Origin of the sequence: Siculibacillus lacustris (genome assembly GCF_004328075.1) — a bacterium.
Classification (GTDB): Bacteria; Pseudomonadota; Alphaproteobacteria; order Rhizobiales; family Ancalomicrobiaceae; genus Siculibacillus; species Siculibacillus lacustris.
In genome coordinates this window covers 52121-77495 of the sequence record NZ_SJFN01000001.1, presented here as the reverse complement: position 1 = coordinate 77495, position 25375 = coordinate 52121, and the positions used below count along the sequence as shown (strand labels likewise).

Annotated in this window: 23 protein-coding genes and 1 tRNA gene; 7 read left to right on the top strand and 17 right to left on the bottom strand. The window is 69.9% G+C overall.

What is annotated here, in order from left to right; translation table 11 throughout:
* Positions 1-32: 32 nt before the first annotated feature.
* The 3 genes from accD (at position 33) to EYW49_RS00360 (ending at position 3631) form a co-directional block, all read left to right on the top strand.
* Positions 33-929, top strand: a complete 897-nt coding sequence (accD, locus tag EYW49_RS00370; RefSeq protein ID WP_131304772.1) for an acetyl-CoA carboxylase, carboxyltransferase subunit beta — start codon at positions 33-35, stop codon at positions 927-929.
* 27 nt (positions 930-956) lie between these two features.
* Complete coding sequence (locus EYW49_RS00365) at positions 957-2264, top strand: bifunctional folylpolyglutamate synthase/dihydrofolate synthase (protein WP_206365334.1); 1308 nt, start codon at positions 957-959, stop codon at positions 2262-2264.
* A 137-nt stretch (positions 2265-2401) separates the two neighbouring features.
* Positions 2402-3631, top strand: coding sequence for a multidrug effflux MFS transporter (locus EYW49_RS00360; protein WP_131304770.1), 1230 nt, complete (start codon positions 2402-2404; stop codon positions 3629-3631).
* 27 nt (positions 3632-3658) lie between these two features.
* On the opposite strand, the gene EYW49_RS00355 is transcribed toward EYW49_RS00360, so the two are convergent.
* Entirely contained in the window at positions 3659-5899 is a 2241-nt protein-coding gene (locus EYW49_RS00355; RefSeq protein ID WP_228259352.1) for a transglycosylase domain-containing protein, read from the bottom strand.
* 259 nt (positions 5900-6158) lie between these two features.
* Between EYW49_RS00355 and EYW49_RS00350 the strand changes: the two genes are divergently transcribed.
* The 3 genes from EYW49_RS00350 (at position 6159) to EYW49_RS00340 (ending at position 8158) form a co-directional block, all read left to right on the top strand.
* Positions 6159-6476, top strand: a complete 318-nt coding sequence (locus EYW49_RS00350) for a hypothetical protein (RefSeq protein ID WP_131304768.1) — start codon at positions 6159-6161, stop codon at positions 6474-6476.
* A gap of 214 nt (positions 6477-6690) precedes the next feature.
* Positions 6691-7620: a CHAD domain-containing protein gene (locus tag EYW49_RS00345; RefSeq protein ID WP_131304766.1), complete on the top strand. Its 930-nt coding sequence runs from the start codon at positions 6691-6693 to the stop codon at positions 7618-7620.
* 25 nt (positions 7621-7645) lie between these two features.
* Positions 7646-8158 (top strand): TIGR00645 family protein, encoded by a 513-nt coding sequence (locus EYW49_RS00340; protein WP_131305177.1) that lies wholly within the window; start codon positions 7646-7648, stop codon positions 8156-8158.
* Between the two features lie 6 nt (positions 8159-8164).
* Here EYW49_RS00340 and mepA read toward each other — a convergent pair whose 3' ends face one another.
* The 12 genes from mepA to EYW49_RS00280 form a co-directional block, all read right to left on the bottom strand.
* Positions 8165-9070 (bottom strand): penicillin-insensitive murein endopeptidase, encoded by a 906-nt coding sequence (gene mepA / locus EYW49_RS00335; RefSeq protein ID WP_131304764.1) that lies wholly within the window; start codon positions 9068-9070, stop codon positions 8165-8167.
* A 64-nt stretch (positions 9071-9134) separates the two neighbouring features.
* Positions 9135-10103: a bifunctional Delta(1)-pyrroline-2-carboxylate/Delta(1)-piperideine-2-carboxylate reductase gene (gene lhpI, locus EYW49_RS00330; protein WP_131304762.1), complete on the bottom strand. Its 969-nt coding sequence runs from the start codon at positions 10101-10103 to the stop codon at positions 9135-9137.
* 143 nt (positions 10104-10246) lie between these two features.
* Entirely contained in the window at positions 10247-10612 is a 366-nt protein-coding gene (locus EYW49_RS00325) for a LapA family protein (RefSeq protein ID WP_131304760.1), read from the bottom strand.
* A 47-nt stretch (positions 10613-10659) separates the two neighbouring features.
* Entirely contained in the window at positions 10660-10956 is a 297-nt protein-coding gene (locus EYW49_RS00320) for an integration host factor subunit beta (RefSeq protein ID WP_131304758.1), read from the bottom strand.
* A complete protein-coding gene (sppA, locus tag EYW49_RS00315) occupies positions 10953-11936 on the bottom strand; it encodes a signal peptide peptidase SppA (protein ID WP_131304756.1) in 984 nt (327 codons plus the stop codon). The genes EYW49_RS00320 and sppA overlap by 4 nt, the downstream gene beginning before the upstream one ends.
* A gap of 102 nt (positions 11937-12038) precedes the next feature.
* Entirely contained in the window at positions 12039-13703 is a 1665-nt protein-coding gene (locus EYW49_RS00310; protein ID WP_131304754.1) for a Na/Pi cotransporter family protein, read from the bottom strand.
* 267 nt (positions 13704-13970) lie between these two features.
* The gene (gene rpsA, locus EYW49_RS00305) at positions 13971-15665 is read right to left on the bottom strand and encodes a 30S ribosomal protein S1 (protein ID WP_131304752.1); all 1695 of its coding nucleotides are present in this window, start codon (positions 15663-15665) and stop codon (positions 13971-13973) included.
* A 307-nt stretch (positions 15666-15972) separates the two neighbouring features.
* Positions 15973-16407, bottom strand: coding sequence for a carboxymuconolactone decarboxylase family protein (locus EYW49_RS00300; RefSeq protein ID WP_131304750.1), 435 nt, complete (start codon positions 16405-16407; stop codon positions 15973-15975).
* Positions 16404-16790 (bottom strand): MerR family transcriptional regulator, encoded by a 387-nt coding sequence (locus tag EYW49_RS00295; RefSeq protein ID WP_131304748.1) that lies wholly within the window; start codon positions 16788-16790, stop codon positions 16404-16406. The genes EYW49_RS00300 and EYW49_RS00295 overlap by 4 nt, the downstream gene beginning before the upstream one ends.
* Positions 16791-16968: 178 nt before the next feature.
* Entirely contained in the window at positions 16969-17628 is a 660-nt protein-coding gene (gene cmk / locus EYW49_RS00290; RefSeq protein WP_131304746.1) for a (d)CMP kinase, read from the bottom strand.
* A gap of 9 nt (positions 17629-17637) precedes the next feature.
* On the bottom strand, positions 17638-18330 hold the full coding sequence (locus EYW49_RS00285; protein ID WP_131304744.1) for a glutathione S-transferase family protein: 693 nt from the start codon (positions 18328-18330) through the stop codon (positions 17638-17640).
* A gap of 124 nt (positions 18331-18454) precedes the next feature.
* The gene (locus tag EYW49_RS00280) at positions 18455-19447 is read right to left on the bottom strand and encodes a complex I NDUFA9 subunit family protein (protein ID WP_131304742.1); all 993 of its coding nucleotides are present in this window, start codon (positions 19445-19447) and stop codon (positions 18455-18457) included.
* Positions 19448-19605: 158 nt separating this feature from the next.
* On the opposite strand from EYW49_RS00280, the gene EYW49_RS00275 reads away from it, so the two are divergent.
* Positions 19606-19690: transfer RNA gene (locus EYW49_RS00275), tRNA-Leu, on the top strand.
* Between the two features lie 609 nt (positions 19691-20299).
* On the opposite strand, the gene EYW49_RS00270 is transcribed toward EYW49_RS00275, so the two are convergent.
* The 4 genes from EYW49_RS00270 to EYW49_RS00255 form a co-directional block, all read right to left on the bottom strand.
* Positions 20300-20506, bottom strand: a complete 207-nt coding sequence (locus EYW49_RS00270) for a hypothetical protein (protein WP_206365333.1) — start codon at positions 20504-20506, stop codon at positions 20300-20302.
* The gene (locus tag EYW49_RS23220) at positions 20507-21937 is read right to left on the bottom strand and encodes a hypothetical protein (RefSeq protein ID WP_206365332.1); all 1431 of its coding nucleotides are present in this window, start codon (positions 21935-21937) and stop codon (positions 20507-20509) included.
* Between the two features lie 266 nt (positions 21938-22203).
* The gene (locus tag EYW49_RS00260) at positions 22204-23730 is read right to left on the bottom strand and encodes a DUF6270 domain-containing protein (RefSeq protein ID WP_131304740.1); all 1527 of its coding nucleotides are present in this window, start codon (positions 23728-23730) and stop codon (positions 22204-22206) included.
* Positions 23731-24012: 282 nt separating this feature from the next.
* Positions 24013-25323 carry a 3-hydroxyacyl-CoA dehydrogenase family protein gene (locus EYW49_RS00255; RefSeq protein WP_131304738.1) on the bottom strand — a complete coding sequence of 437 codons (1311 nt, stop codon included), beginning with the start codon at positions 25321-25323 and terminating at the stop codon, positions 24013-24015.
* Positions 25324-25375 lie beyond the last annotated feature (52 nt).

Sequence of the window (25375 nt, the reverse complement as noted above, 5' to 3'; positions counted from 1 at the left end):
CGACCGCCGACCGCAGCTTCAGGGAGAACAGCGTGAACTGGCTCACCAACGTCGTCCGGCCGAAGATCAAGAGCCTTCTGACCAAGAAGGACGTGCCGGAGAATCTGTGGATCAAGTGTCCCGAGACCGGCGAGATGGTGTTCCATCGCGATCTCGAGGCCAATCAGTTCGTCATTCCCGCCTCCGGCTACCACATGCGCATGCCGGCCAAGCTGCGCCTCGACACGCTCTTCGACGGCGGTATGTGGACCGCGCTGGCGCTGCCGACCGTGCCCGCCGATCCGCTGCGTTTCCGCGACGAACGCCGCTACGTCGACCGCCTGCGCGACGCCCGCGCCAAGACCGGCCGCGACGACGCGGTGATCGTCGGCTCGGGCACCCTCGACGGGCTGGCGCTGACCGCCGCCGTCCAGGACTTCGACTTCATGGGCGGATCGCTCGGCATGGCCGCCGGCGAAGCGATCGTCACCGGCATGCTCGCCGCCCGCGACAAGGGCACGCCCTTCGTGCTGTTCGTCGCCTCCGGCGGCGCGCGCATGCAGGAAGGCGTCCTGTCGCTGATGCAGATGCCGCGCACCACGGTCGCGGTCCAGGCCCTGCGCCAGGCCAAGCTGCCTTATTTCGTGGTGCTGACCAACCCGACCACCGGCGGCGTCACCGCGTCCTACGCCATGCTCGGCGACGTCCACATCGCCGAACCGGGCGCCCTGATCGGCTTCGCCGGGCCGCGGGTGATCGAGCAGACCATCCGCGAGAAGCTCCCCGAGGGCTTCCAGCGCGCCGAATATCTCCATGAACACGGCATGGTCGACATGGTGGTGCATCGTCACCAGATCCGTCCGACCCTGTCGCGCCTCGCCCACATGTTCATGAAGCGCGACGCGCCCGGCGCCCCGGGCACCGAACTGGCGATCGCCGAGCCGGCCTGATCGGACGAGTCTGGGGGGAGGGCAGCGATGGCCGCATCTCGGCTCGACGACCTCGTCGCCCGCCTCGCCCGGACCATTCCCGCCGGCTGGGAGTTCGGCCTCGAGCGCATGACCCGGGTGCTCGCCCGGCTCGGCGATCCCCATCTCGCGATGCCGCCGGTGATCCACGTCGCCGGCACCAACGGCAAGGGCTCGACGGTCGCCGATCTCCGGGCGATCCTCGAAGCCTCCGGGCGCCGCGTCCACGTCTTCACCTCGCCGCATCTGGTGCGCTTCAACGAGCGCGTCCGCGTCGCCGGCCGCCTCGCCGACGACGCCACACTGGTCGCGGCGATCGAGCGGGCGGAAGACGCCAATGCCGGCGAGCCGATCACCTTCTTCGAACTGATGACGCTCGCCGCCTTCGTGCTGTTCGCCGAGCACCCGGCCGACGTCACCTTGCTCGAGGTCGGGCTCGGCGGCCGCCTCGACGCCACCAACGTGGTGCCGGCGCCACTCGTCTCCGTCATCACCTCGATCTCCATCGACCACGAGAAGTTCCTCGGTTCGACGCTGACCGCGATCGCCGGCGAGAAGGCCGGCATCGTCAAGCGCGGCCGTCCTGTGGTCTCGGCCCCGCAGGAACCCGAGGTCGAGGCCGTGCTGGAACGCGCCGCGGCGCGCGCCGGCGTGCCCCTGCAGCTCGGTGGCCGCGAATGGACGGTCGGCGAAGAGCGCGGCCGGATGGTCTTCCAGAGCGAACACGGCCTGCTCGACCTGCCGCGGCCCCGCCTCGTCGGCCGTCACCAGGTCGTCAATGCCGGCACGGCGATCGCCGCGCTCGAAGCCGCCGGCTTCGTCCTCTCCGCGGACGAGATCGGCCGCGGTCTCGAGCGGGCGGTCTGGCCGGCGCGGATGCAGCGCATCGCCGGCGGGCCGCTCGTCGACGCCGCTCCGGCCGGTGCCGAGCTGTGGCTCGACGGCGGCCACAATCCCGGCGCCGGCGTGGTCGTCGCCGAGGTCGTCGCCGATCTCGCCGACCGCGCGCCCAAGCCCCTCCACCTGATCGCCGGCATGCTCGAGACCAAGGATCCGATCGGCTTCTTCCGGCCCTTCGCGGGCCTCGCCCGCTCGGTCGCTTGCGTGCCGGTCAGCGGCGACCAGCGCGGCCGCGATCCCGAAGAGCTCGCTGCCGCGGCCCGCGCCGCCGGCCTGCCCGCCGAGACCTTCGCCGGGCCGCTGGCCGCGCTCGCCGCTCTGCGCGCCGCCGGCGGCGAAGCGCCGCGCATCCTGATCTGCGGTTCCCTGCATCTGGCCGGCGAGATCCTCGCGCTGGCCGGCATGCCGCCCGACTGAACGGGCTCGCCGGGCGGCTTCACGAAGATCTGACCGGCGCTGCCGCCGCCGCTCGGCTATGACGGTCCGTCCCCTTCCTCCGGCGCCGGGTCTCCGCGCGTCCCGGCGAGCCGCCTCGGCCTCGCGGAGTTTCTCCCGTGTTTCGCCCCGATACTCTGGCCCTCACCGGGCTTCTCGCGCTGCTCGCCTCGATCGGGCCGGTGTCGACCGACATCTTCCTGCCGTCGCTGCCGACCATCCGCGCCGCCTTCGCCACCGATCTGCCCTCGGTGCAGCTGACCCTGTCGATCTTCATGATCGGCTTCGCGGTCGGTCAGATCGTGTTCGGCCCGCTGTCCGATCGCCGCGGCCGCAAGCCGGTGTTGCTCGGCACGCTGGGGCTCTATCTGATCGGCTCGCTCGCCTGCACCATCGCCCCGGACATCGGCACCATGTTGGCCGGCCGGCTGGTCCAGGCGATCGGCGCCGCCGGACCGATCGTGCTGGCCCGCTCGATCGTCCGCGACCTCTACAACGGCCCGCGCGCCGCCCTCGAACTCGGCCGCATGGGCCTGATCGTCGGCGTCGTGCCGAGCTTCGCACCGCTGCTCGGCGGCGTCCTCGAGGCCCAGGCCGGCTGGCGCGCCTCCTTCGCGCTGATGGTGATCTTCGCGGTGATCGCCCTGGTGGCGGTCCGCTGGCGCCTGCCGGAGACCGTGCGGCAGCGCCTCGCCGAGCCCTTCACCGTCGGCGTGGTGGTCGGCGGTTTCGGCGTGCTGCTGGCCAATCGCCGTTTCCGCAGCGCCGTACTGCTCAACAGCCTCGGCTTCGGCGGCATCTTCGCCTTCATCTCCGGCTCGTCCTTCATCCTCCAGGGCGCCTATGGGCTCGATGCGGTCGCCTACGGCGTGTGCTTCGGCCTCGGCGCCGGGGCGATCATGGCCGGCAACTTCTTCGGCCAGCGCATGACCCGCCGCCTCGGGGTGCCCCGGATGATGCGGCTCGGAACGAGTCTGATGGCGATCGGCGGCGTCGCCATGGCCGTCCTGGTGACCGTGTCGCCGCTGCTGCCGATCCGCCTCGGCGCGGCGGAAGTGGTGGCGCCCTACATGGTCTTCATGTTCGGGCTCGGACCGCTGTTCCCGCTCGCCATGATGCGGGCGATGGAGCCGTTTCCCGATCGCGCCGGCTCGGCCTCGTCGCTGCTCGGCTGCCTCCAGCTCGGCTTCGGCGCCGCCGTCGGCGTCGGCATCGGTCATGCTCTGGAGATCTGGCCGACCGCCGTGCCCCTGGCCCTGGTCCTGGCCGTCCTCGGCCTCGGCGCGGTGGTGGTCGAACGCGCCACCGCCGGCCGGTCGTCGCCCACCCCGCCGTCGCCCGCCGCCTGAGCCGCCGCCGCGCGCCGTCGCCCGGACTCAGCGGCCGAACAGCCGATCGAGCAGCCCGCCGAGCCCGTCGGACGGGGCCTCGCGCCGCCCCGGCTCGACCGCGGCATTGACCGCCGGACGCGGCAGCGAGCCGGTCACCGCCGGATCGCGGCGGATCGCCGGCGTTCCCGGCTCGACCCGCGCCACCGTCGGCACGGTGCCCGGCACCGCCACCGCCTGACGCCCGCGATGGGCGTCGACCATGTAGCGCTGCCAGACGATGCCGGCCATGGTGCCGCCGGTCCCCCGCTTGGTCGGGGCCCCGTCGTCGTTGCCGAGCCACACGCCGGTGGTCAGCAGGCCGGTGTAGCCGATGAACCAGGCGTCGCGGAAATCCTGCGACGTGCCGGTCTTGCCGCCGGACGGCCAGCCGGGGATCTTCGAGGCGCGGCCGGTGCCGGTCGCCAGCGTCTCCGACAGCATGGTGTTCATCTCGGCGAGCGGCAGGGGATCGATCACCCGGCCGATGCCCGATCCCTTGCGGGCATAGAGCACCTTGCCGTCGGCGGTGCGGATCCCCGTCACGACGTGCGGCACCACGCCGAAGCCGCCGTTGGAGAAGGGCACATAGGCGCCGGTGATCTCCAGCGGCGTCACTTCCGAGGTGCCGAGCGCCAGCGACGGCGTCGCCATCAGCGGCGAGGTGATGCCCAGCCGCATCGCCGTATCGGCGATGCGCTGCGGCCCGAGCTCGATCGCCAGTTTGGCGGCGACGGTGTTGATCGACTGCGACAGCGCCTCCTTCAGGGTCACCGCGCCCTTGTATTCCTTCTCGAAATTCTTCGGGCTCCAGCCCTTCCAGGTGAACGGCGAATCCTCGCGCACCGTGTCCGGGGTCATTCCCTGTTCCATCGCCGTCAGATAGACGAAGGGCTTGAAGGTCGAGCCGGGCTGGCGCTTGGCCAGCGTCGCGCGGTTGAACTGGCTCTTGGAATAGTCGATGCCGCCGACCATCGCCTTGACCGCGCCGGTCGGGTCGAGCGAGACGATCGCCCCCTGGCTGACGTCGCGCTTGTCGCCGAACTGGGCGAGCCCGGCCTGCAGCGACGCCTCGGCGAGGATCTGCAGCGACGAATCGATCGTCGTCTCGACCACCACGTCGCGGTCGACCGCGCCGATGAAGCTCGGCAGCTGGTCCATCACCCAGTCGGCGACATAGTTCTCCGAGCCGGTGTTGCCCTGGGTGAAGATCATGTTGGTCTGGGCCAGCGCCGCCGTGCGCTGCGCCGGGGTGATCGTGCCGGTGTCGGCCATCGCCGCCAGCACCGTCTCGGCGCGGGCCCGCGACCGCGCCGGATCGTGGGACGGCGCATAGCGCGACGGCGCCTTGAGCAGGCCGGCGAGCATCGCCGCCTCCATCACCGTGACCTCGCGCGCCGACTTGCCGAAATAGCGCCGCGCCGCCGCGTCGACGCCATAGGCCCCGGCGCCCATGTAGACGCGGTTGAGGTAGAGCTCGAGGATCTGGTCCTTGGTGTAGGTGCGCTCCAGCCACAGGGCCAGCAGCACCTCCTGGACCTTGCGCCCGAAGGTCCGCTCCTGGGTCAGGAACAGGTTCTTGGCGAGCTGCTGGGTCAGGGTCGAACCGCCCTGCGACACGCCGCGGGCGGTCAGATTGACCACCACCGCGCGCGCGAGACCGATCGGATCGATGCCGAGATGCGAGCGGAAGCGGCGATCCTCGATCGCCACCACCGCGCCGGGCAGATAGGGCGGCAGATCGGCGATGTGCACCGCCTCGCCGCCGGTGTCGCCGCGATTGCCGACCAGCTTGCCGTCGGCGGAGAGGATCTTGACGTTGGCCGGCCGTTTCGGCACCGCCCATTCCGAGGTCGGTGGCAGCCGCGCTCCGTAATAGACGACGATCCCGCCGACCCCGATCACCCCCCACAGGCCGAGCACCAGGGTCCAGTAGACGAAGCGGCGCAAGCGGCTGGTCCGCCGGCGCGGCGGTTCGTCGCCGCCGCGACCGCGTCGTGTCGGCGGGCGTTCGGACACTTCCGGCTCCTCGTCGTCGATCGGCCGCTGCCGTCGCCGCGGGCGGTCGTCGCCGTCGTCGCGGGAGGCCCGGATCGGTTGGTCTTCGATGTAGGGCGTGGGTTCGACGCGGCCGCGCCCGGCCGGCCGGGGGGCTCGCCGGCGCACCGGGCCCTGGCCGGCGGTCGGACGATCCTCGGGCCGCAGGCGCAGGTCGAGGCGATCGGGTGCGTCGACGTCCTCGTCGAACACCGGATCTCGCCGTCGATCCGCCGGATGCACCACCGCCACCTCCTCGACCCCGCCGGGTCGATCCGGCGGCGCTCCCCTCTTGCGAGGTTAATCGGGGCGATTTAAGGCGGGGTTAAGCCTGTGGCGCAACGGCACCTCGGGGGCCGCGCGGCGCCACGCGACGGTTGCGCGGCGCCCGCCCGCGCCCTAGGACAGATCGGTCGGGATCGCGAATCGGGGCGCGCCCGTCCCCTCGGTACAACCCCGCCGACGAGGTCGGATGATCCGCTTCGTGGCGCGCACGATCGGCCTGTGGCTGGCGGCCGGCGGTTTCGCCGCCGCGGTCATCGACGGCATGAAGAGCATCGCCGCCTCGCGGTTGGTGATGACCTCGCTCGCCGACGCCTGGAGCGATCTCGCCCCCGCCTCGCTCAGTGCTGCCCGCGCCCTGGTCGAGGCCCGGCTCGGCGGCTGGGTGTGGTCGACGCTGGTCGCCCCGGCTCTGACCGTCCCGCTCTGGGCGGTCGCCGCGGTGCTCGGCGCGGCGCTGATCAGTCTGGCGCGGCCTCCGCGGGCGCCCATCGGCCACGAGCCCTGAGCCCTCGCCCGAAGGTCGCAGACGACCGTCACGGAAACGTCGAACCGCGCCTCTAACGGTGGCGCGGCGCGTCGCCCTTGAACCGTGGGAGGCGGGTCGACATATCGGGAGGGCGGCGGCACCGACGCCGCCCGACGATCGCCGTGACGAGAGGCTCCATGAACGACTTCGCCGACGCCGATCTTCGGCCATCCGATCGCCGCACGGGGACGCCATGAGCGCCGGCGCGACCGCGTCGGCGCCGATCCAACGCACGGCGGTCGGCAAGGCCCGGTTTCTGCTGCTGGAGGGCGAGACCCTGGCGCAGGCGCTGAAGCGCGTGCTGATCGGCGAGATCACCGGCGCCGCCGCGACCCTGGTCGACCCGGCGATCGCCCGTTCCGAAGCCATCCATCTGGTCCGGCGCCGCCTGAAACGGGCGCGCAGCCTGTTCGAGGTGCTGGAGGACGTGCCCGGCGCCAACCAGAAGGGCCGCACCCGCCAGATCCGCGACACCGGCCGCCTGCTCGCCGCCGGCCGCGACGCCGACGTACTCGCCGCCGGGGCGCGGCGCCTGAAGATCGAGGCGGCGGGTCAGGCGAGCGAGGCGGCGACGCGGCTGGTCGGTCGTCTCGAGGTCGCCGCCCGGCTGGCCCATGCCGAAGCCCCGCCGCTCGACGCGGTGGTCGCCCGTCTGCGCGCCAGCGAGGCCGACGCCCGCTCGCTGCCGGAGCGTTTCGAGGCCGGCCGTCTGCTCGCCGAGGCGCTCGGCCAGAGCTACCGCCAGGGCCGGCGCGACTGGTGCGAGATCGCCGACGGCGTCGCCGGCGAGCGCCTGCACGACTGGCGCAAACGGGTCAAGCAGCGCCGCCACCTCTCGGTGATGGTGCCCTTCGACACCGCGGTCACCACCCGTTCGATCCAGGACGATCTCGAGGACCTAGCCGAGGTGCTCGGCGAAGAGCACGATCTCGCTCTGATGCGCCTCGAGATCGAAACCCGCCCCGGCCTCGTCGAACGCCGCAGCGATCGCGAAGCGCTCTTCGAGATGATCGCCCACCGCCGGCGCAAATTGTTGAAGACCGCGCTGGCCTTCGGCGAGGAGCTCTACGGCGACCGCACCCGCCTCTTCACGCGCGACCTCGCGCCCCTCCACGAGATCTGACATGACCCTTCGGGAGCGCCCCGCCATGGCCGAACGCCTGCTCGAACGTGGACTCTTCGCCAGCCGCTGGCTGATGGCTCCGATGTACGTCGGCCTCGCCGGCGCCCTGGTGATCCTGATGGGCAAGTTCCTCCAGGCGGTGGTCGAATTCGCGCTCCATGCCACCACCGCGACCGAGAGCCAGACGGTCTTGGCGATCCTGTCGCTGATCGACCTGACGCTGGCCGGCAACCTGATGCTGATCGTCATCTTCTCCGGCTACGAGAACTTCGTGTCGAAGATCGACGTCGGCGATCACGAGGATCAGCCGGACTGGAAGGGCAAGGTCGACTTCGCCGGGTTGAAGATCAAACTGATCGCCTCGATCGTCGCGATCTCGGGGATCCATCTCCTCAAGATTTTCATGGACATCGCCAAATACAGCGACCGCGACGTGATGTGGATGGTGATCATTCACGTCGTCTTCGTCGGCTCCGGCGTCCTGCTCGCCCTGATGGACCGCATCCACGGCGGCCCGCCCGGCGACGGCGGCCACTGACCGCCGTCACGGTGCCGTCAGCACCTCGCGACAGGCCGCCGGCAGATCGGCGAGCTTCATCGGCGGCTTCTCGGGGCCCGGCTCCGACGGCCGCCACGGCTCGGGGCCGAGCCACCAGGCGAGGTCGGCGCCGCAACCGTCGCCGGCCGGCACCGGATCCTGACCGACGCAGCCGGTCGTGCCCGCCGGGCAGGCGAGGCGGATGTGGAAATGATAGGTGTGGCCCCACCACGGCCGCACCTTGGCGAGCCAGGCGCGGTCGCCCGAGGCCCAGCCGCACAGCGTCTTCTTGATCGCCGGATGCACGAAGATCCGCGCGACCCGCGGATCGAGCGCCGCCGCCCGCACCAGCCGGGCCCGCGTCTCGGTCCAGCGCGTGGCGTCGATCTCGCGCTCCGGCGTCACCATCGACACCGCCGAGATCGTCTCGCGTTCCTCGGCGGTCGGGCGGCGGTCTGGCAGCGGCGAGAACCACACATCGGCGTCGAGGCCGATCTGGTGGCTGGCGTGGCCGGTCAGCATCGGCCCGCCGCGCGGCTGCGACATGTCGCCGACCAACAGGCCCGGCCAGCCGATCTTGCGGCCCTCCTCGGCGAAGTGCTCGAGGAAGGCGATCAGCGCCGGATGGCCCCAGGCGCGGTTGCGCGACAGGCGCATCACCGCCCAGGTGGCGCCGTCGACCGGCAGCGCCACCGCCCCGGCGAGACAGCCCTTGGCATAGGCGCCGATCGACCGCGCGGCGAGCGGCGCCGGCCGTGTCACGCCCCCGAACAGCACCTTGGCGGCATCCGACGGCAGTGCCGCCCGCGCCGCGGCGATGTCGCGCGCCGCTTCTTCGCCGGCGGCCTGGGCCCGCGCGGTGGCGGGCAGGGCGAGGAGCACGAGGGCGAGGAGGGCGGCGAGACGCGACATGGCGGATCCTCTCCGGCGGGAGCGGGCAACCGGCCCGCACGGCGCGCGCCGATCGAATCGGGGCTCAGCCGAGGGCGGCGACCCGCCGCCACACCAGCCGCGCCGCGACCAGATCTTCGAGCGCCGTGCCGACCGACTTGAACAGGGTGATCTCCTCGGCGCCGCCGCGTCCGGCGACGGTCCCGCGGCACAGGTCGGCGAGATCGCCGACCACGTCGGCGGCGGTGATGCGGCCCTCGGTGATCGGCTGCACCAGATCGCCGGCCTCGGCCAGCGCCCCGGCCCGGGTATCGACATAGATCCGCGCTCGGCCGATCGCCGTGTCGTCGGTCTCGCGCATCTTCGGGGTATAGGCCCCGACCAGATCGAGATGGGTCCCCGGCGCCAACCATGCGCCGCGCACCACCGGATCGCTCGACATGGTCGCGGTCGAGACCAGATCGGCGGCGACCACCGCACCCTCGAGGTCGTCGGTGGCGGTGACCGTGAAGGCGCGGTCGGCGAACTTCGCCGCCAGTTCCTGCGCCCGCTCGAGCGAGCGGTTCCACACCCGCACTTCGCGGATCGGCCGAATCGCCGTATGGGCCTCGATCAGATGCTCGGCCAGCGCCCCGGCGCCGACCATCACCATCCGCTGGGCGTCGACCCGGGCCAAGTGATCGGCGGCCAGCGCCGAGGCCGCGGCGGTCCGCCACAGGGTCAGGCGGCTGCCGTCGATCACCGCCAGCGGCTCGCCGGTCACCCCCGACATCAGCACATAGGCGCCGACCACCGAGGGCAGGCCGCGCGCCGCATTGCCCGGCACCACCGACACCAGCTTGACCCCCATCACCGCGTCCTCGCCGATGGTCTCTGCGGTGTCGCTCCACGCCGGCATCAGCAGCAGCATCGCCGTCGGCTCGCCGGCGCGCGCCAGCGTGTGGTGATGGCGTACCGGCGTCACCATGGCCTCGGCGAAACCGGCCCGGAGCGCCGCCACCATGTCGGCACGGGTCAGCACCCGGTCGATCGTCTCGGCATCGATGGTCCGCATGGCAACTCCGAGAAGTTCCGGGCGGCGAAGGCCACCGGATTCTGATGGCGGCGAAGGCCGCCGGGTTCGATGGACGGCGGAGACCGCCGGTTCGATGGCGGCTCGGGGCCGTGGGGATGAAACGCTGCGACCGGCGGTGGTCGTCAGGCGGCGCGACGGCCGGGGCCGGGCAACACCGGCAGGGCGCCGCCGCCGGCCTCGGTGCGGGCCGCGAGGTCGGCGGTGAGCCGTTCGGCATTGGCCTGGAGGCGGTCGATCTCGCGGCCGCGCGCCCGCGCCGTCCGGCGATGGACGCCCTGGCGCCACCACACCGTGACGCCGCCGAGGATCACGCCGAGCAACAGCGCCGCGAAGATCAGCGCGAACAGCGGTACCGCCACCGAGAACGCCGGGCTGTCGGGCCGGAAGGGATCGAGCGACAGGGTCACCGGGCGGCGATTGGCCACCGCCAGCGCGACCACAACCACGCCGAGCGGCACGGCCACGAGCCAGGAGAGGAGACGGGTCATGGCGGACTCCCGCGGGCCGATCGCCCGTCGATGAGAGGTTGCGGCGATCAGTCGCCGAGGTCGACGCCGTCGTTGAGGCGTTCGCGCATTTCCTTGCCGGTCTTGAAGAACGGCACGTATTTTTCGGTCACCGCCACCTTCTGGCCGGTCCGCGGGTTGCGTCCGGTGCGCGCCGGTCGATTCTTGACCGAAAACGCGCCGAATCCGCGCAATTCGACCCGATCGCCGCGGGTCAGGGCCGACGTGATCTCGTCGAGGACGGCGTTGACGATATGCTCGACGTCGCGCTGGTAGAGGTGGGGATTGCGTTCCGCCAGCCGGCTCACCAGCTCTGACTTGATCATCGACCGATCTCCCCGGAATTACTCGGATTTTCGCGCGCCCCAAGGTGCCAAACGGACTGAAGTCCGTCAAGCGGCCGTGCGGCGGCGAGTTGCCGCTCGAGGCCGGTCGCGGCGATCATGCCGCGGGTCGCGGCTTCGGCGAGCGCCTCGGCCATCGGCCAGCCGCCGGCCGGTGCCTTGGGCTTCCAGTCGACGATCGGAGTCTCCGCGGCGACGCCCTTCTCGTGCAGCCAGTCGAGCGCGACGCTCTCTTCGCCGATCGCGTCGATCAACTTCAGGTCGAGCGCCTGACGCCCGGTGACGACGCGGCCGTCGGCCAAGGCCCGCGCCACCGCGGGGGGAAGGCCGCGCCGCTCGGCGACCAGCCCGACGAACCAGTCGTAGGTGTCGCGCACCACCCGGTCGAGCATCGCGCGGGCTTCCGGCGAGGTCGTCTTGAACGGTGTCGGCTCGGCCTTCATCGGCGACGACTTGACCTCGTCGAGGCGGACCCCGACCGTGTCCATCAGCTTGGAGACGTCCGGCCATTGGATCAGCACGCCGATCGAGCCGGTCAGCGCGGTGCCGCGGGCGACGATGTGGTCGGTGCCGATCGCCGTCATGTAGCCGGCCGAGGCCGCCAGCGATCCGACATAGGCGGTGGTCGGCTTCTTGGCGGCGAGCCGCCGCAGCGCCGCATAGAGGCCTTCGCCGGCCGAGGTCGCGCCGCCGGGGCTGTCGATCGACACGATCACCCCCTTGACCGCGTCGGTCTTGGCGAGCTGGTCGACCAGTTCGAGCAGCGCCCGGTCGGGGACCATCACGCCCTGGACGGAAATGCGCGCGACGTGCGGCCGCGCCCGGTCGAGACCGGCGAAGGCGCCGAGCCGTGCGGCACCGGCCAGCACCACGATCACCGCCAGCACGAAGGCGGCGATCCGCCAGATCGTGAGCTTGCGTTTCAGCCGGCGGCGATCGACGATGGAATCGGGATCGAGCATCGGGGCCTCCTCGAGCTTCGACGAGTGCGAGGGGTATCAGGGAGTGCCCGTACCCGCAAGGCCGGGCGGCCGGCCCCTCGCCTGCCGCCGGCCTCGGCTGGGTCAGCGCCGCGCGCCGCCGTCCTGACGCAACCGCGTCGCCATCAGGTCGCCGCCCCGTTCCAGCACCGGATAGGCGGCCCCGGCGACGAGATGATCGTTGAGGCGCTTGAGGTCGCGCACCAGATCGAGATGCAGGGCGCCGGCGTCACGGGCCCCGTCCGGGGTCTCGCGCAGACGCGAGAAATGGATCGCCTGCAGGCGGGTCTCGAGGTTGCGGAACACCTGTTTCTCGCCGGCCAGCAGGCGTGCCGCCGCGACGTTCTCGGTGACGAAGATCGAGGCCGCCGCCCGGAGATTGGCGAGGACCCGGTCGAACACCGCCTGCATCTCCGCCTCGCCCTCGTGCGAGAAGGAGAAGCCGCGCTCGACGTATTTGCCGACGCCGGCGGCGACGTCGCGATGGACGATGTCACCGGCGTGCTCGAGGTTGATGACGAAGGCCAGCACCGCGGCGAGCCGGGCCTCCTCCGGGGCCGAGAGGCCGTCCGGATCGAGGCGCGAAAGATAGGTCTTGATCGCCCCGTTGAGACGATCGAGCGCGTCGTCCAGGCGGATCGCCGCGGCGAGGCGGACGCGGTCGCCGTCGTCGAGGGCCCGGCGCATCGCCGCCACCATCTCCTCCAGCAGATCGACCATCCGCAGCGCCTCGCGCGCCGCATGGCCGATCGCCAGCGCCGGCACGGTGGTCGCGGCGGGGTCGAGATAGAGCGGCCGCGACCGGTCGGCGGCCTCGGCGTGGTCGGGCAGCAGGCGATGCAGCAGCCGCGCCGCCGGGGTCAGCAGCGGCAGCGCCACCAGTGCGGCGGCCAGATTGAAGGCGGTGTGGAAGTCGGCGACGGCGCGCGCCGGGTCGCCGTCGAACCGGCGCATCGCGGCGATCACGATCGGTGCGCCGGCGATCGCCGCGATCGCCGCCAGGATCCGCACCGCGAGATTGCCGACCGCGACCCGGCGACCGGCCGGCTCGCCCCGTCCTTCGATCACCGGATTGAGGGCCGTGCCGAGATTGGCCCCGACCACCAGGGCGATCGCCGCATCGAGGGGCACCACCCCCTGGACGGCGAAGGACATCACCAGCAGGACCACCGCGGCGCTGGAATGGGCGAGCCAGGCGCCGATCGCCGCGACCAGCACGCCGACGATCGGGTCGCCGACCACCACGTCGATCAGCACCCGCAGTCCGGCGACGTCGTCGTGCGGCGTCAGGATCGCGACCAGCCGCGACAGCGACAGCATGAGTAGGCCGAGGCCGATCGCCACGCGGCCGAGATCGCGGGTGCGGGTGATACCGCCGGTGCGGAACATCACCACTCCGACCAGAATCGCGAAGGGCGCGAGATGGCGGACGTCGAAGGCCAGAAGCTGGACGATCAACGTGGAGCCGACGTTGGCCCCGAGCATGACGGCGAGCGCCGGCACGGTGGCGATCAACCCGTCGGCGGCGAGCGACGCGACCATCAGGCCGGTGGCGGTCGACGACTGCAGCGCCGCGGTGATTCCGAGGCCGGTGGCGAAGGCCGGCAGGCGTCCGCCGACCCACGCCGCCATCACCCGTCGCAGGCTCGATCCGAAGGCCCGCTGGATCCCGGTCTGCACCATGTGGATGCCCCACAGCAGCAGCGCGACGGTTCCGGCGAGATCGACGAGCAACGACGTGGTGGCCATGGGCGCGGGCGCCTCTCGGGACGAGACCTTTCGACGAAGGTTCGATGACGGGAGAGTGACGGCATCAACGAGCGGTTCCGATGACGCTTTCGCCATTAGGCGACGAAGCAAAGGGCGCGTCCAGTCACATTTCTTCGCCGCCTGCCGACGGTGCCGAAATCGGCGCCCCGGGGGGGCGTGGCGACGACGAAAGACCCGCGCCGGTTCCCCGACGCGGGTCTCGAGAAGCGTTGCGTTCGGCCGGACCCGAAGGCCCGGCCGGCGCGATCACTTGTCGTCGGTGCGGGCGCGCAGCGCCGCCCCGAGGATGTCGCCGAGGGAGGCGCCGCTGTCGGACGAACCGAACTGCGCGATCGCTTCCTTCTCTTCGGCCATTTCCAGCGCCTTGATCGACACCGAGACCTTGCGGGTCTTGCGGTCGAACTGGATGACGCGGGCATCGAGACGCTCGCCGACGGCGAAGCGATCCGGGCGCTGGTCGGGACGCTCGCGCGCCAGTTCCGAACGCTTGATGAAGGTCGAGAACTCGGTGTCGACGATCTTCACTTCGAGACCGGCGTCCTTCACTTCCGTCACTTCGCAGGTGACGATCGAGCCGCGACGGATGTCGCCGGCCTTCTCGAAGGGGTCACCGGCGAGCTGCTTGACGCCGAGCGAGATCCGCTCCTTGTCGACATCCACGTCGAGGACCACGGCCTTGATCTTGTCGCCGCGACGGAACTCCTCGATGACCTGCTCGCCCGGACGGTTCCAGTCGAGATCGGAGAGGTGGACCATCCCGTCGACGTCGCCGTCGAGGCCGACGAACAGACCGAACTCGGTCTTGTTCTTGACTTCGCCTTCGACGACCGTGCCCGGCGGGTACTTCTCGGTGAAGACCTCCCAGGGGTTCGACAGGGTCTGCTTCAGGCCGAGCGAGATGCGACGCTTGACCGGATCGACCTCGAGCACCATCACTTCCACTTCCTGCGAAGTGGCGACGATCTTGCCCGGATGGACGTTCTTCTTGGTCCAGCTCATCTCGGAGACGTGGATCAGGCCTTCGATGCCCGGCTCCAGTTCGACGAACGCGCCGTAGTCGGTGATGTTGGTCACGCGACCCTGGAACTTCGCCTGCACCGGATACTTGGCGGCGATGCCCTCCCACGGATCGGCCTCGAGCTGCTTCATGCCGAGGGAGATGCGGTGGGTCTCGGGGTTCACGCGGATGATCTGGACCTTGACGGTCTGACCGATGGTGAGAACCTCGGACGGATGGTTGATGCGGCGCCACGCGATGTCGGTGACGTGCAGCAGGCCGTCGATGCCGCCGAGGTCGACGAACGCACCGTAGTCGGTGATGTTCTTGACCACGCCGTCGACGATCTGGCCTTCCTGCAGGCTCTGGACCAGCTCGGAACGCTGTTCCGCCCGGGTCTCTTCGAGAACGGTCCGGCGCGACACGACGATGTTGCCGCGGCGCTTGTCCATCTTGAGGATCTGGAACGGCTGCGGCACGTGCATCAGCGGGCCGACGTCGCGCACCGGGCGGATGTCGACCTGGGAGCGCGGCAGGAACGCCACGGCGCCGTCGAGATCGACGGTGAAGCCGCCCTTGACCTGGTTGAAGATCAGGCCGGTGACCTTCTCGTTCTTGGCGAAGGCCTCCTCGAGACGGGTCCAGCTCTCTTCGCGGCGGGCCTTCTCGCGGGAGATGACCGCCTCACCGAGGGCGTTCTCGACGCGGTCGAGATAGACCTCGACGATGTCGCCGACCTTGAGGGTGCTCTCGCGGCCGGGCAGGCCGAATTCCTTCAGCGCGACGCGGCCTTCGACCTTCAGTCCGACGTCGATGACGGCGAGGTCCTTCTCGATCGCGACGACCGTGCCCTTGACGACACTGCCTTCGTAGAGATTGGACCCCTCCATCGACTCGTCGAGGAGAGCCGCGAAATCTTCGCGCGTGGGGTTCATCTGAGACATTGAAACTCCTGAAGCCGATGGTTCGGCGTGCGCCGGCGGGTTCGTGTTGATGCGCAGTTTCGATCATGTCCGACCCCTCCGATCGAGAGGGGCTGCCACGGAGGTTCTCCGCGGGCCGGCGCCGGCGAACGATGATCGAGACCGGTGAAGTCCATGCGTCCGAAGGGTCGCCCGTGCCGCTGGAGGCGGAGCCGACGGCCTCCGACGAGGCCACCGCACGGACGGTCCGCACTCGTTGGAGCCCGGCCGATCGAACCGGCGTTCCATAGCGGATGCGGGCCCCGCGGGCAAGCGCCACCGCGGGATTTCACGTGTTTCCGGCGCGATCGGCCACGGCCGAGACCCCGCTCGGCCGCAGCCCGCGCGCCGCGAACACCTCCTTGGCCGCGAACAGCCCGTTCAGCGCCGCCGGGAAGCCGGCGTAGAGCGCCATCTGGATCAGCGTCTCGACGATCTCGTCGGGGGTCAGGCCGACGTTGAGCCCGGCCTCGAGATGGACCTTCAGCTGCGGTGTCGCGGTGCCCAGGGCGGTCAGGGCGGCGATGGTGGCGATCTCGCGCGAGCGCAGGTCGAGCCCCGGCCGGGCGTAGACGTCGCCGAAGCCGAATTCGACCAGCAGGCGCGCGAAGTCGGGGGCGATGTCGGCCAGCGCCGCGACCACCGCGTGGCCGGCGGCGCCGTCGATCTCGGCGAGCTTGGCGGAGCCGCGTTCGAAGCGGTCGAGGGAGAGGGATTCGGTCATGGCTGGATCTCCGGGGTAGGGCAGGGGGCGGCGGCTTCGATCGTCCGATAGATCTCGATCTTGTCGTCGAGTACCGCGAGGTTTTCGCCGAGCGCGGCGATCGCCGCCCGCACCCGCTCGCGATGCCGCTCCAGGAGCTCGCGCCGCGCCGCCGCGGTGACGTCGCCCTGGGCCCGCAGCGCGGCGTAGACCCGCATCTCGGCGATCCCCATGCCGGTCGACTTGAGCCGTCCGAGGAAGGCGATCCAGGCGAGGGTCTCGCCCGGATAGACCCGCCGGCCGCCGCGGTCGCGGGGCGGCGGCGGGATCAGGCCGATCTTCTCGTACCACCGCAGCGTGTCGTGCCCGAGGCCGGTCGCCGCGACGAGATCGCCGATGAACATGGGGAATGCCTTTCCGAAGGCCGATCGAGGTCCGCGAGGCTACGAGCTGGAGCGCACTCCAGGTCAAGCGGCGTTTGCGGCGCCCCGGCCCCGCAGCCCGCGCAGGGCGGCGGGCGACCGGCGGATCGCGACGGGTCTTCGGAACGTGGTCGAGAAAACGCCGGCGGGTGCGCGCGCCTCATGCGACCGCGGCGCGCTTCGCCGCGACGATGGCGAGTGCCGCGGCCAGGGCGCCGTCGCGATCGAGCGTCGAGGTGTCGAGCACCACGGCGTCGTCGGCGGCCTTCAGCGGCGCGGTCGCCCGCGACGAATCGCGGGCGTCGCGTTCGCGTACCTCGTCGAGGATCCGGGCGTAATCGACGCTGCGGCCCTTGGCCGCGAGTTCGTCGGTGCGCCGCCGCGCCCGCACCTCGGCGCTCGCGGTGACGAAGATCTTCACCTGCGCTTCGGGGCAGATCACCGTGCCGATGTCGCGTCCGTCGAGCACCGCGCCCGGCGGCGTCGCCGCGAAGCCGCGCTGGAAGTCGACCAGCGCCGCGCGCACCTGCGGATGCACCGCCACCCGCGACGCCAGTTCCCCCGCCTCGCGGCCGCGCAGATCCGGCCGCTTCAGATCTTCGGGATCGAGCGCCCCCGCCAACTGCCCGGCGAGTTCGCCGTCGTCGAGATCCCAGCCGCGGTCGGCCATGATCTTGCCGATCGTCCGGTAGAGCAGGCCGGTGTCGAGATAGGGCAGGCCGAGATGGGCGGCGAGTGCCGTCGCCAGCGTGCCTTTGCCGGCGGCGGCGGGCCCGTCGATGGCGACGACGAAGGGGCGGATCGGTGCGTCGGCGGACATCAGGACCCTTCAGAAGTCGAGGTCGACGTAGGTCGCCGCCGGCGGGATCGCCAGGATCCGGTCGGCGAGGATCGGGCGGAACGACGGGCGCGACTTGACCAGCCCGTACCAGGCCTTGGTGGTCTCGTCGTCGTCCCAGGGCACTTCGCCGAGATAGTCGACGCAGGACAGCGCCGCCGCCGCCGCCAGATCGGCGAAGGACAGGCGCTGCCCGGCGAGCCAGTCGCGGGTCGCGGTCAGCCAGCCGATGTATTTGAGATGGTGGCGGATGTTGGCGCGCGCGGCGCGCAGCACAGCCGAATCCGGCTCGCCGCCGCCCTGGCCGCGCGGGATCTCCAGCTTGAAGATCTTCTCGTGGACCAGATAGCCGACCACTTCGCCGTCGAACTTGCCGAGGAACCAGTCGACCAGCCGCCGCACCTCGGCCCGCGTCTCGGCGTGGCCGGGCATCAGGCGCCGGTCGCCCATGGTGTAGCCGCGGGTCTCGTCGAGATATTCCATGATCACCGTGGCGCCGCAGATCGGCGGGCCGTCGTTTTCCACCAGGACCGGCAAGGTGCCCGCCGGGTTCATCAGGAGAAAGTCGCGGCGCCGTTCCCACGGCTTTTCCACGACGAACTCGACCGGAACGCCGTATTCGCCGCAGATCAGCCGCACGAAGCGGCAGGACGTCGAAAAGGGATGATGGAAGACCTTGATCATCGCGACCGTTTGAAGCGGCGTCCGCCCGACCTCGCCGGGGGCACGACCGATGACCAGAGCTATAGGCCGCCCCGGCCGGGTCGACAAGCGCGCCGCCCCTGCCGCCCGCGGTGGGTCGCGCCGCTCAGGCGAGCCCGCGATCGAACTGGCCGTGCTCGCGGAAGCGCCACAGATAGGTCGGCAGTTCGGCCTCCGCGGCGATCGGCGCGATGCCGAGCCCGGCGAAGGTGCGCCCTTCGGCGACCGCCGCGGCCGAGACCACGTTGTCGGTCTTCAGCAGTTCGACCTGATCGGCGGTGACCAGCTTGTTGGGCAGCCACTCGAAGAAATATTTCGCCTGGAACTTGGCCATCGCCGACGGCCAGGTGACCAGCCAGCGCTTGCGATGGGTGATCTCCAGCACCAGTTCGACGCATTCGCGGAACGACTTCACGGTCGGTCCGCCGAGTTCGTAGGTCGTGCCGGGCTTGGCGCCGCCTTCCACCGCGATCGCCACCGCCTCGGCGACGTCGCGCACGAAGGCCGGCTGGAACAGGGTGTGGCCGCCGCCGATCAGCGGGAACACCGGCGACAGCGCGGCGAGGCCGCCGATCTTGTTGAAGAACGAATCGTCGGGTCCGAACAGCACCGACGGACGCAGGATCACCGACTGCGGCAGGACGTGGTGGACCGCGTTCTCGCCGCGCGCCTTGGACTGGGCATAGAGCGACGGGCTGTCGTCGTCGGCGCCGATCGCCGAGAGATGGACCATCGACGTCAGGCCGGCCGCCCGGGTCGCCTCGGCGATCATCTTGGCGCCGTCGGCCTGGACCTCGGAGAAATGCTGGCGGCCGCTCTGGGCGAGGATGCCGACCAGATTGACGACGGCGTCGGCGCCCTCGATCGCCCGGTCGATCGACCAGCGATATTCGCGGCGGATGTTGGCCTGGACCGCGGTGATCTGGCCGGGGGTTCCGCAGGGCTGGAGATGGCCGGCGAGATCGGGCCGGCGGACGGCGGCGCGGATGCGCCAGCCGCGACGGGCGAGCGCGCGGACGACCTGTCGTCCGACGAAGCCCGAACCGCCGAAGATGGTGACGAGCCTGCCCTGCGAGGAGCCTTGGAGCGGAGCGGTCATGCGTTCGAACCTTCTCGCCTGTCGAATACCGGATTGGTTCTTAGCCTTCCCCGCGCCTCCTGTGAAGCGCCCGCGGAACCGCCAATGGTGGAAAGCGCGTCGGAGCGACCTCGAGGCGATTGACAAGCCCCGCCCGAGCCCGTACTTACGCCGCCGTTGCCCAGGTGGCGGAATTGGTAGACGCGCACGGTTCAGGTCCGTGTTCCGCAAGGAGTGGAGGTTCGAGTCCTCTCCTGGGCACCATCTCTCCCGAGATGTGTTACGCGTCAAAGAGTTGAAGCCCATCAGAGTGGTGTGGTCACCCGACCGTGAGGTAGGGTGTGACGCAGGCCGTTCGGGCCGAACCGACTTGCGCAACGTTCAGGCACCCTCTCCCACAGTTCTCGAAGCGCATTCCCGCCGACATCCGGGGACGGATCGCCGGCTGGGGTCGTGCAGGGAAGCGGGCCTCGTGGGCGGGGGGAAGGCCAGAGGCGAAGCCGGAAACGCGATGGGCGACCCTTCTGCGTCGCGGTGGTTCGGTGTCGACCGGGGCGGGATGGAGATCGCCAAATCTTTCCGTTGCTCGAAATCAAAAACTCGACGACGCGCCCTCGTCATGATCGGTGGGCGGCCTCACATTGAGACTCGGTATCCGGCGAAACCGGAAGTCGTCTGAGGATGACTCGGGCCTCTCGGTGCGGTCGATTCGGTTGCGCACGGAAACGAGCCCGCGGTCGAGACCAGATGTCGGTGAGTCGACGAAGTCGACGAATTGATGTTGTTCGTGCCGAGCATGACGGCATGCCCGGCGACAGGACAAATCGACCGACGCAACAAAGAAGGTAAACTCCGAAAATCGTGCCCGATGGATTACTTGGGGCGCTTCCAATTTTTCGGCCAATCATCGAAGTTTTCAGCAAGCTCAAGATCGACAAAGAGCGTATAGAACGGCTCTTCCGGAAAATCATTTATCCTTATGGACAATTTCTTTCCTTCGTGTTCGGCCTCGTAGGGAAATTCCGCCGATGGAGTCTTTTCCCAGGATATCGGCTCAAGTCGCATGGAGATTTTCGGCATTTAAGGACTCCTTGGCTTTATACCGAATTTTTCATTGTATTCTTTGCTCGTACGCCTTGAGCTGTCGATCATCGATTCATAGATTTCATCTCCGGAGAGCCCCGACTTTTTGTTGTCCTCCACGAGTTGTTCGAAGGAGGGTCCGTCAGGATTGCCATATTTCGCCTTGTCGCGGGCGCGCAGTGCCGCGACCTCGTCGGGGTTTTCCATGAACGCCCGAGCCTGCAAGCGTGCATTATGGCGTATTTCATATGCTCGTCGAGCACGCTCTTCCGCTCCGAGTCCTTGTTCCTTCCACTTCGCATTCAGTTCGGGGATTTTGCCGACTTCATCATTGTACCATTGGCGTATTTCTTCATTGGTCCTGGGTGATTTGACGCTCTTCGTGGCTTCCTTTGGCTTGGGCTTCTCCTCTCGTGCCGGGCTCGGAGAGGGCTTTTCTGGCTTTTCGGCGAACGAATTGGCGCCTGAACTTCGCTGAACATCGGGGCGGCGTTCGGAATTCCTCGGAAGAGTCTCCTCCGACTCCGCCCCCTTGACCCCCCCTCGCCCGGCTCGCCGCGCGGCGATGCGGTGCAGGATCGCCATCAGGCCGGTCAGGCCGATCGCCACGACGGCGCGGGCCAGCGCGTCGCCGGCCTTGTCCAGATCTCTCTCGGACTTGGCCGTCGAGATCTCGGCGAAACATTCCGCCAGATCCTTCAGGGCGTGGATCGCCGCGATTCCCCCGAACACGAAGGCCGCCCCGGCGATCACCGCATCGGCCACCCATCCATAGGGAGTCATGTTGGCCGCGACGCCGACGACGATGAAACCGGCCATCAGGGCGAGACTCTGCGGCGACAGCAGCTCCAGCAGTCCCTGCTCCAGTTCCCCGGGGACCCGCGACGCGGCGCCGCGAATCACGAAGGAGAGGCGTTCCTCGGTCGACCACTGGGCGACGGGGCGCGCCGTCCCGCCCCCGGGTTGGGCCGCCGGAAAGCCCGGCGGAATTCTCTGCGCTGCGGGTGTCGTCGGCGGGGCGCCCGCTCCCGAACTCGCGACCTGTGGGTGTCCCATTGCGAAGGGGTTGGCAGTGCGGGCCGGCGCGCGCGGTGTCGTCGGCGCGATCTTGGCCCGTTTGGTCGGCAGGGCGCCTCTCGCTCTGGTCTGGCGGAGCAGCAGGGCCTCGATCTGGCCGGACGCCAATTTGGCCTCCAGGGTCGCCAGGACCTCCTGATCCGACAGCGTCGCGATCGAATCGGTGAGTTTCTCCGTGGCCACGAAGGTCCGGATGGTCCGCGTGGCATCGTGACTGGCGAGGGATCGCCTCAGCACCACGTCGAGTCCGCGATTGATCTTGAGAGCGGACGGCAGATCGACGAACAGACGCGACCGGCCGAGCAGAACCGTATCACCTCCGATATGGACCTCGGTCAATCCATACGCCATCCGACACCTTCCGATTCACACGTCGCGTCCCGCGACGGGTTGGGCGGTCGATCCAGGCTTCCGCGACGACAACGTAGTGTGGATGACGTTGTAGGAACGATCAAGTGCCCGCATCGGTAGACCGACGGCGGTCGCCATCCGCCCCCGCCCACCGTCACGCCGCGGCGAAGCCGGGGACGAAGGTCTCCATCACTCGGCGCCGAGCCCTTCGCCCGTCGGCCGCGCCCCATCGGTCACAAACCGTCTCGCCGCGAGCCGCGCGGCCCTCAGGGGCCCTCCGGTGGAAGTTCCAGCGCCCAGATCCGTTGCAGCCAGACCTCGCTGCCGTCGCCGAGCGGATTGGCGACGCCCGTCGCCGTGATCTCCAGGCGCCGCCGACGGGTGTCGTCGAAGGCCAGCAGAACCGATTTCGTCGTCGTTCCGGAGTGGTGCAGATCGAAGGTCAGGATCCGTCCGTCGCAGCGGACCTCCGCTTCGCCGCTCCAGGGGTGCATCAGAAAGTCGAGCAGGAGGCGTCGGCATTCGCCCTCCCAGATCCACGCCGCCCCGACGCCGATCCGGATGCCGAAGCCGTCGAGAAAATGATCGCCGTCGGCCCGCAGGACGTCGCCGGTCGTGCCGGCCTCGTTCTCGAGGTCGATCTTGCGGATGATCGGATGGCGCCCGCGGGTGTCGCCGAGAAAGCGGGCGAACGTATCGACTTCGCGTAAGGCCGCCACCTGCTCGAGAAGCGGCAGGACGATCTGATCGAACCGACGCCGCAGGCCGGGCTCGCACGGCAATGGCGCGACTTCGGCGAGGTCTGGTCGAAGAGAAAAATCTCGGTTCATTTCTGTTTTGTTTCTATTGGCGGAGTGCGAATCCAGGTGGATAGACCATTTGGCGAGCTCGAACCGGCGTCGAATGTCTGCGAATTCCTTCAAGAAATCGCACAAGGTCAGAGGTTCGTCCACTTCGCTCGACTGCGCCCGGGCGAACAGTCCCGCGCCCAGACGCCGCAGGCCGTCGAGCGTCGGATGGGACGGGGACAGCGGCAATCCGTTGGGCGCCCCGTGACCGGCGACCAGCGCCAGGTCGGAGCGGTAGATCCGCGCCTTCGGAATCAGCCCGAGCGCATAGCGGGCCATCGCCTGCTGCAGGCGGATCTGCAGATCCCAGGCGGCCAGGGTTTCGGCATCGAAAGGGTGGATCGCCCCGGCGTGGTCGCGATGGACGCGCGCCACCGGGATGACCGCGAAGACCACCGGCGTCGTCGGTCGGCATTGCTCAAGGAGCGCTGCGAATTCGCCGATCGCCTCCAACCACAGTTCGATGTGGGGATCGGAATAGGGCGGGATCATCCGGCCCCGTGCCAGGAACTCCCGGTTGAGGGCGACGTCGGTGGTATAGGCCTCGGAAAAGGTGACCAGCCCACCGTCGATGTCGAACACCGGATTGCGCGTGTCGCGCAGGAAATCCATCAGGATCAGGTCATAGGCCAGATCGTCGAACTTGCGCTGGAACAGCCGCGTGGCATCGGCCGACAGCTCGCGACGGACCTTGGGCGCGGCCAACCGCACGAAGTCCGGGTCGAGCGCCACCGGCGGTCGGGTCAGGCTCGCCGTCGCGTGGTTCCAGACGTGCAGACGGACGTCGAACAGATCCGGTCTGGCCGCCGCGGCTTCGGCGACGAGACACCGTCCGATCACCAGGGTCGGGATCGCCGCGCGACCGGCGCGATCGACCGTCGCGCCGGACTCGTCGCGCCGATCGGGATGGTCGGTGGCGCGATCCTCGAATGCGGTATCGGTCATCGCCTGCCCTTCCCGACGAGGAAGCGGTCCGCCGCCGCGGCTCGACCGGTGCGACGCCGTCGCCACGACGGAACGATCCGCTTCGGGCGACGGCCGGCGCGACTCCGATCGGCGGAGGAGGGTCGTCGTCGGGAATCATAGTCGATCGACGTTATGGAATAAAGTCTGTCACCCGCGGAGGCGCGTGCCATCCCGCCGCACCGCCGCACCGCCGCACCGTCGCCCCACAGCCACCGTCGCCGGTCGACCGAACCACGCCGGCCGACCGCGACGGTGCCGCCCTCACTCCGGCCCGATCGGCCGCCGCCGGCCATCGGTGCCGAGATGGGTGCCGTCGACGTAGAACCGGGTCGCGCCGACGCTCTCCGCCACCGCCAGCATGTGCGGGATCCGCCGCCCTTCCGCCCGCAGGCGGGCGGCGAAGCGGGCCGGATCGATCCGGTCGAGCAGTTCGAACGGCCCCTGTCCCCAGGCGAAGCCCCAGCGCATCGCCCGATCGATGCCGACGATGTCGTCGGAGATCTCGGGAACCAGATCGGCGGCGTAGCACAGGGTGTCGCCGAGCAGATCCCAGGCGAAGCGGCCTTCGGCGTCGTCGGTGAACATCAGCGAGGCGAGATCGGCATGGGCCGGCGAGAGCGTCACCCGCCGGGCCGCCGACCAACTGTCGCTCGCCGATTCGTAGACTTCCTTGACCTTGCCGCCCTCCGGCGTCCGCTGCAGGCGGTAGTAGCCGCCGCCCGACTTGCGGCCGAGCTGACCGCGGGCCAGCATCGCCGCTTCCGCCGCCGGCAGGCTGGCGAAATGGCGACCGACGTCGCCGTTCGGCAGCGTCGCGGCGAGGTTGCGGGCGATCGAATCCATCACGTCGAGGCCGATCAGATCGACCAGTCCGTAGAGCCCGGTCGAGGGAATGCCGACCGGCGCGCTCATCAGCGCGTCGATGGTCTCGATCGACAGGCCGGCCGCCCGATGCGCGGTCGCCTTGTGCAGCCCGGCCAGGATCCAGAAACAGCCGATGCGGTTGCCGATGAAATTCGGCGTGTCCTTGGCGTCGACCACGCCCTTGCCGAGCACGTCGTGGATGAAATGCACCAACCGGTCGTGGGCGTCGGCGCTGGTGTCGTCGCCCGAGACGATCTCGATCAGCCGCATCAGGCGGACCGGATTGAAGAAGTGGGTGACCAGCGTGTCGCGCCGCAGCCGCTCCGGTGCGCCCTCCAGGATGTCGTGCAGCGGAATGCCCGAGGTGTTGGTCGAGACGATCGAGCCGTCGCGGCGCAGCGGCTCGAGCCGGCGCAGCAGGTCGCGCTTGACCTCGAGCTTCTCGATCACCGCCTCGCAGATCCAGTCGGAGCCGCCGATCAGCGCCAGATCGTCGGTGAAGGTGCCGACCGACAGGCGACGGGCGAAGCGCGCCGCCTCGTCGGCGTCGACCGCCAGGGCCGTCACCCGCGCCCGCGCCGCTTCCGCCAGTTCGCGGGTCGCCTCGAGCACCAGCACGTCGCGATCGGCGGCCGCGCAGGCCGCCGCGATGCCGCTGCCCATGGTGCCGCCGCCGATCACGGTGATCGATCTGATGTCGCTGGTCATGCTGAATCCTCGCTTCGTCCGGGCGGCCTCTGTGGCGCCGCGCCTGGGATGG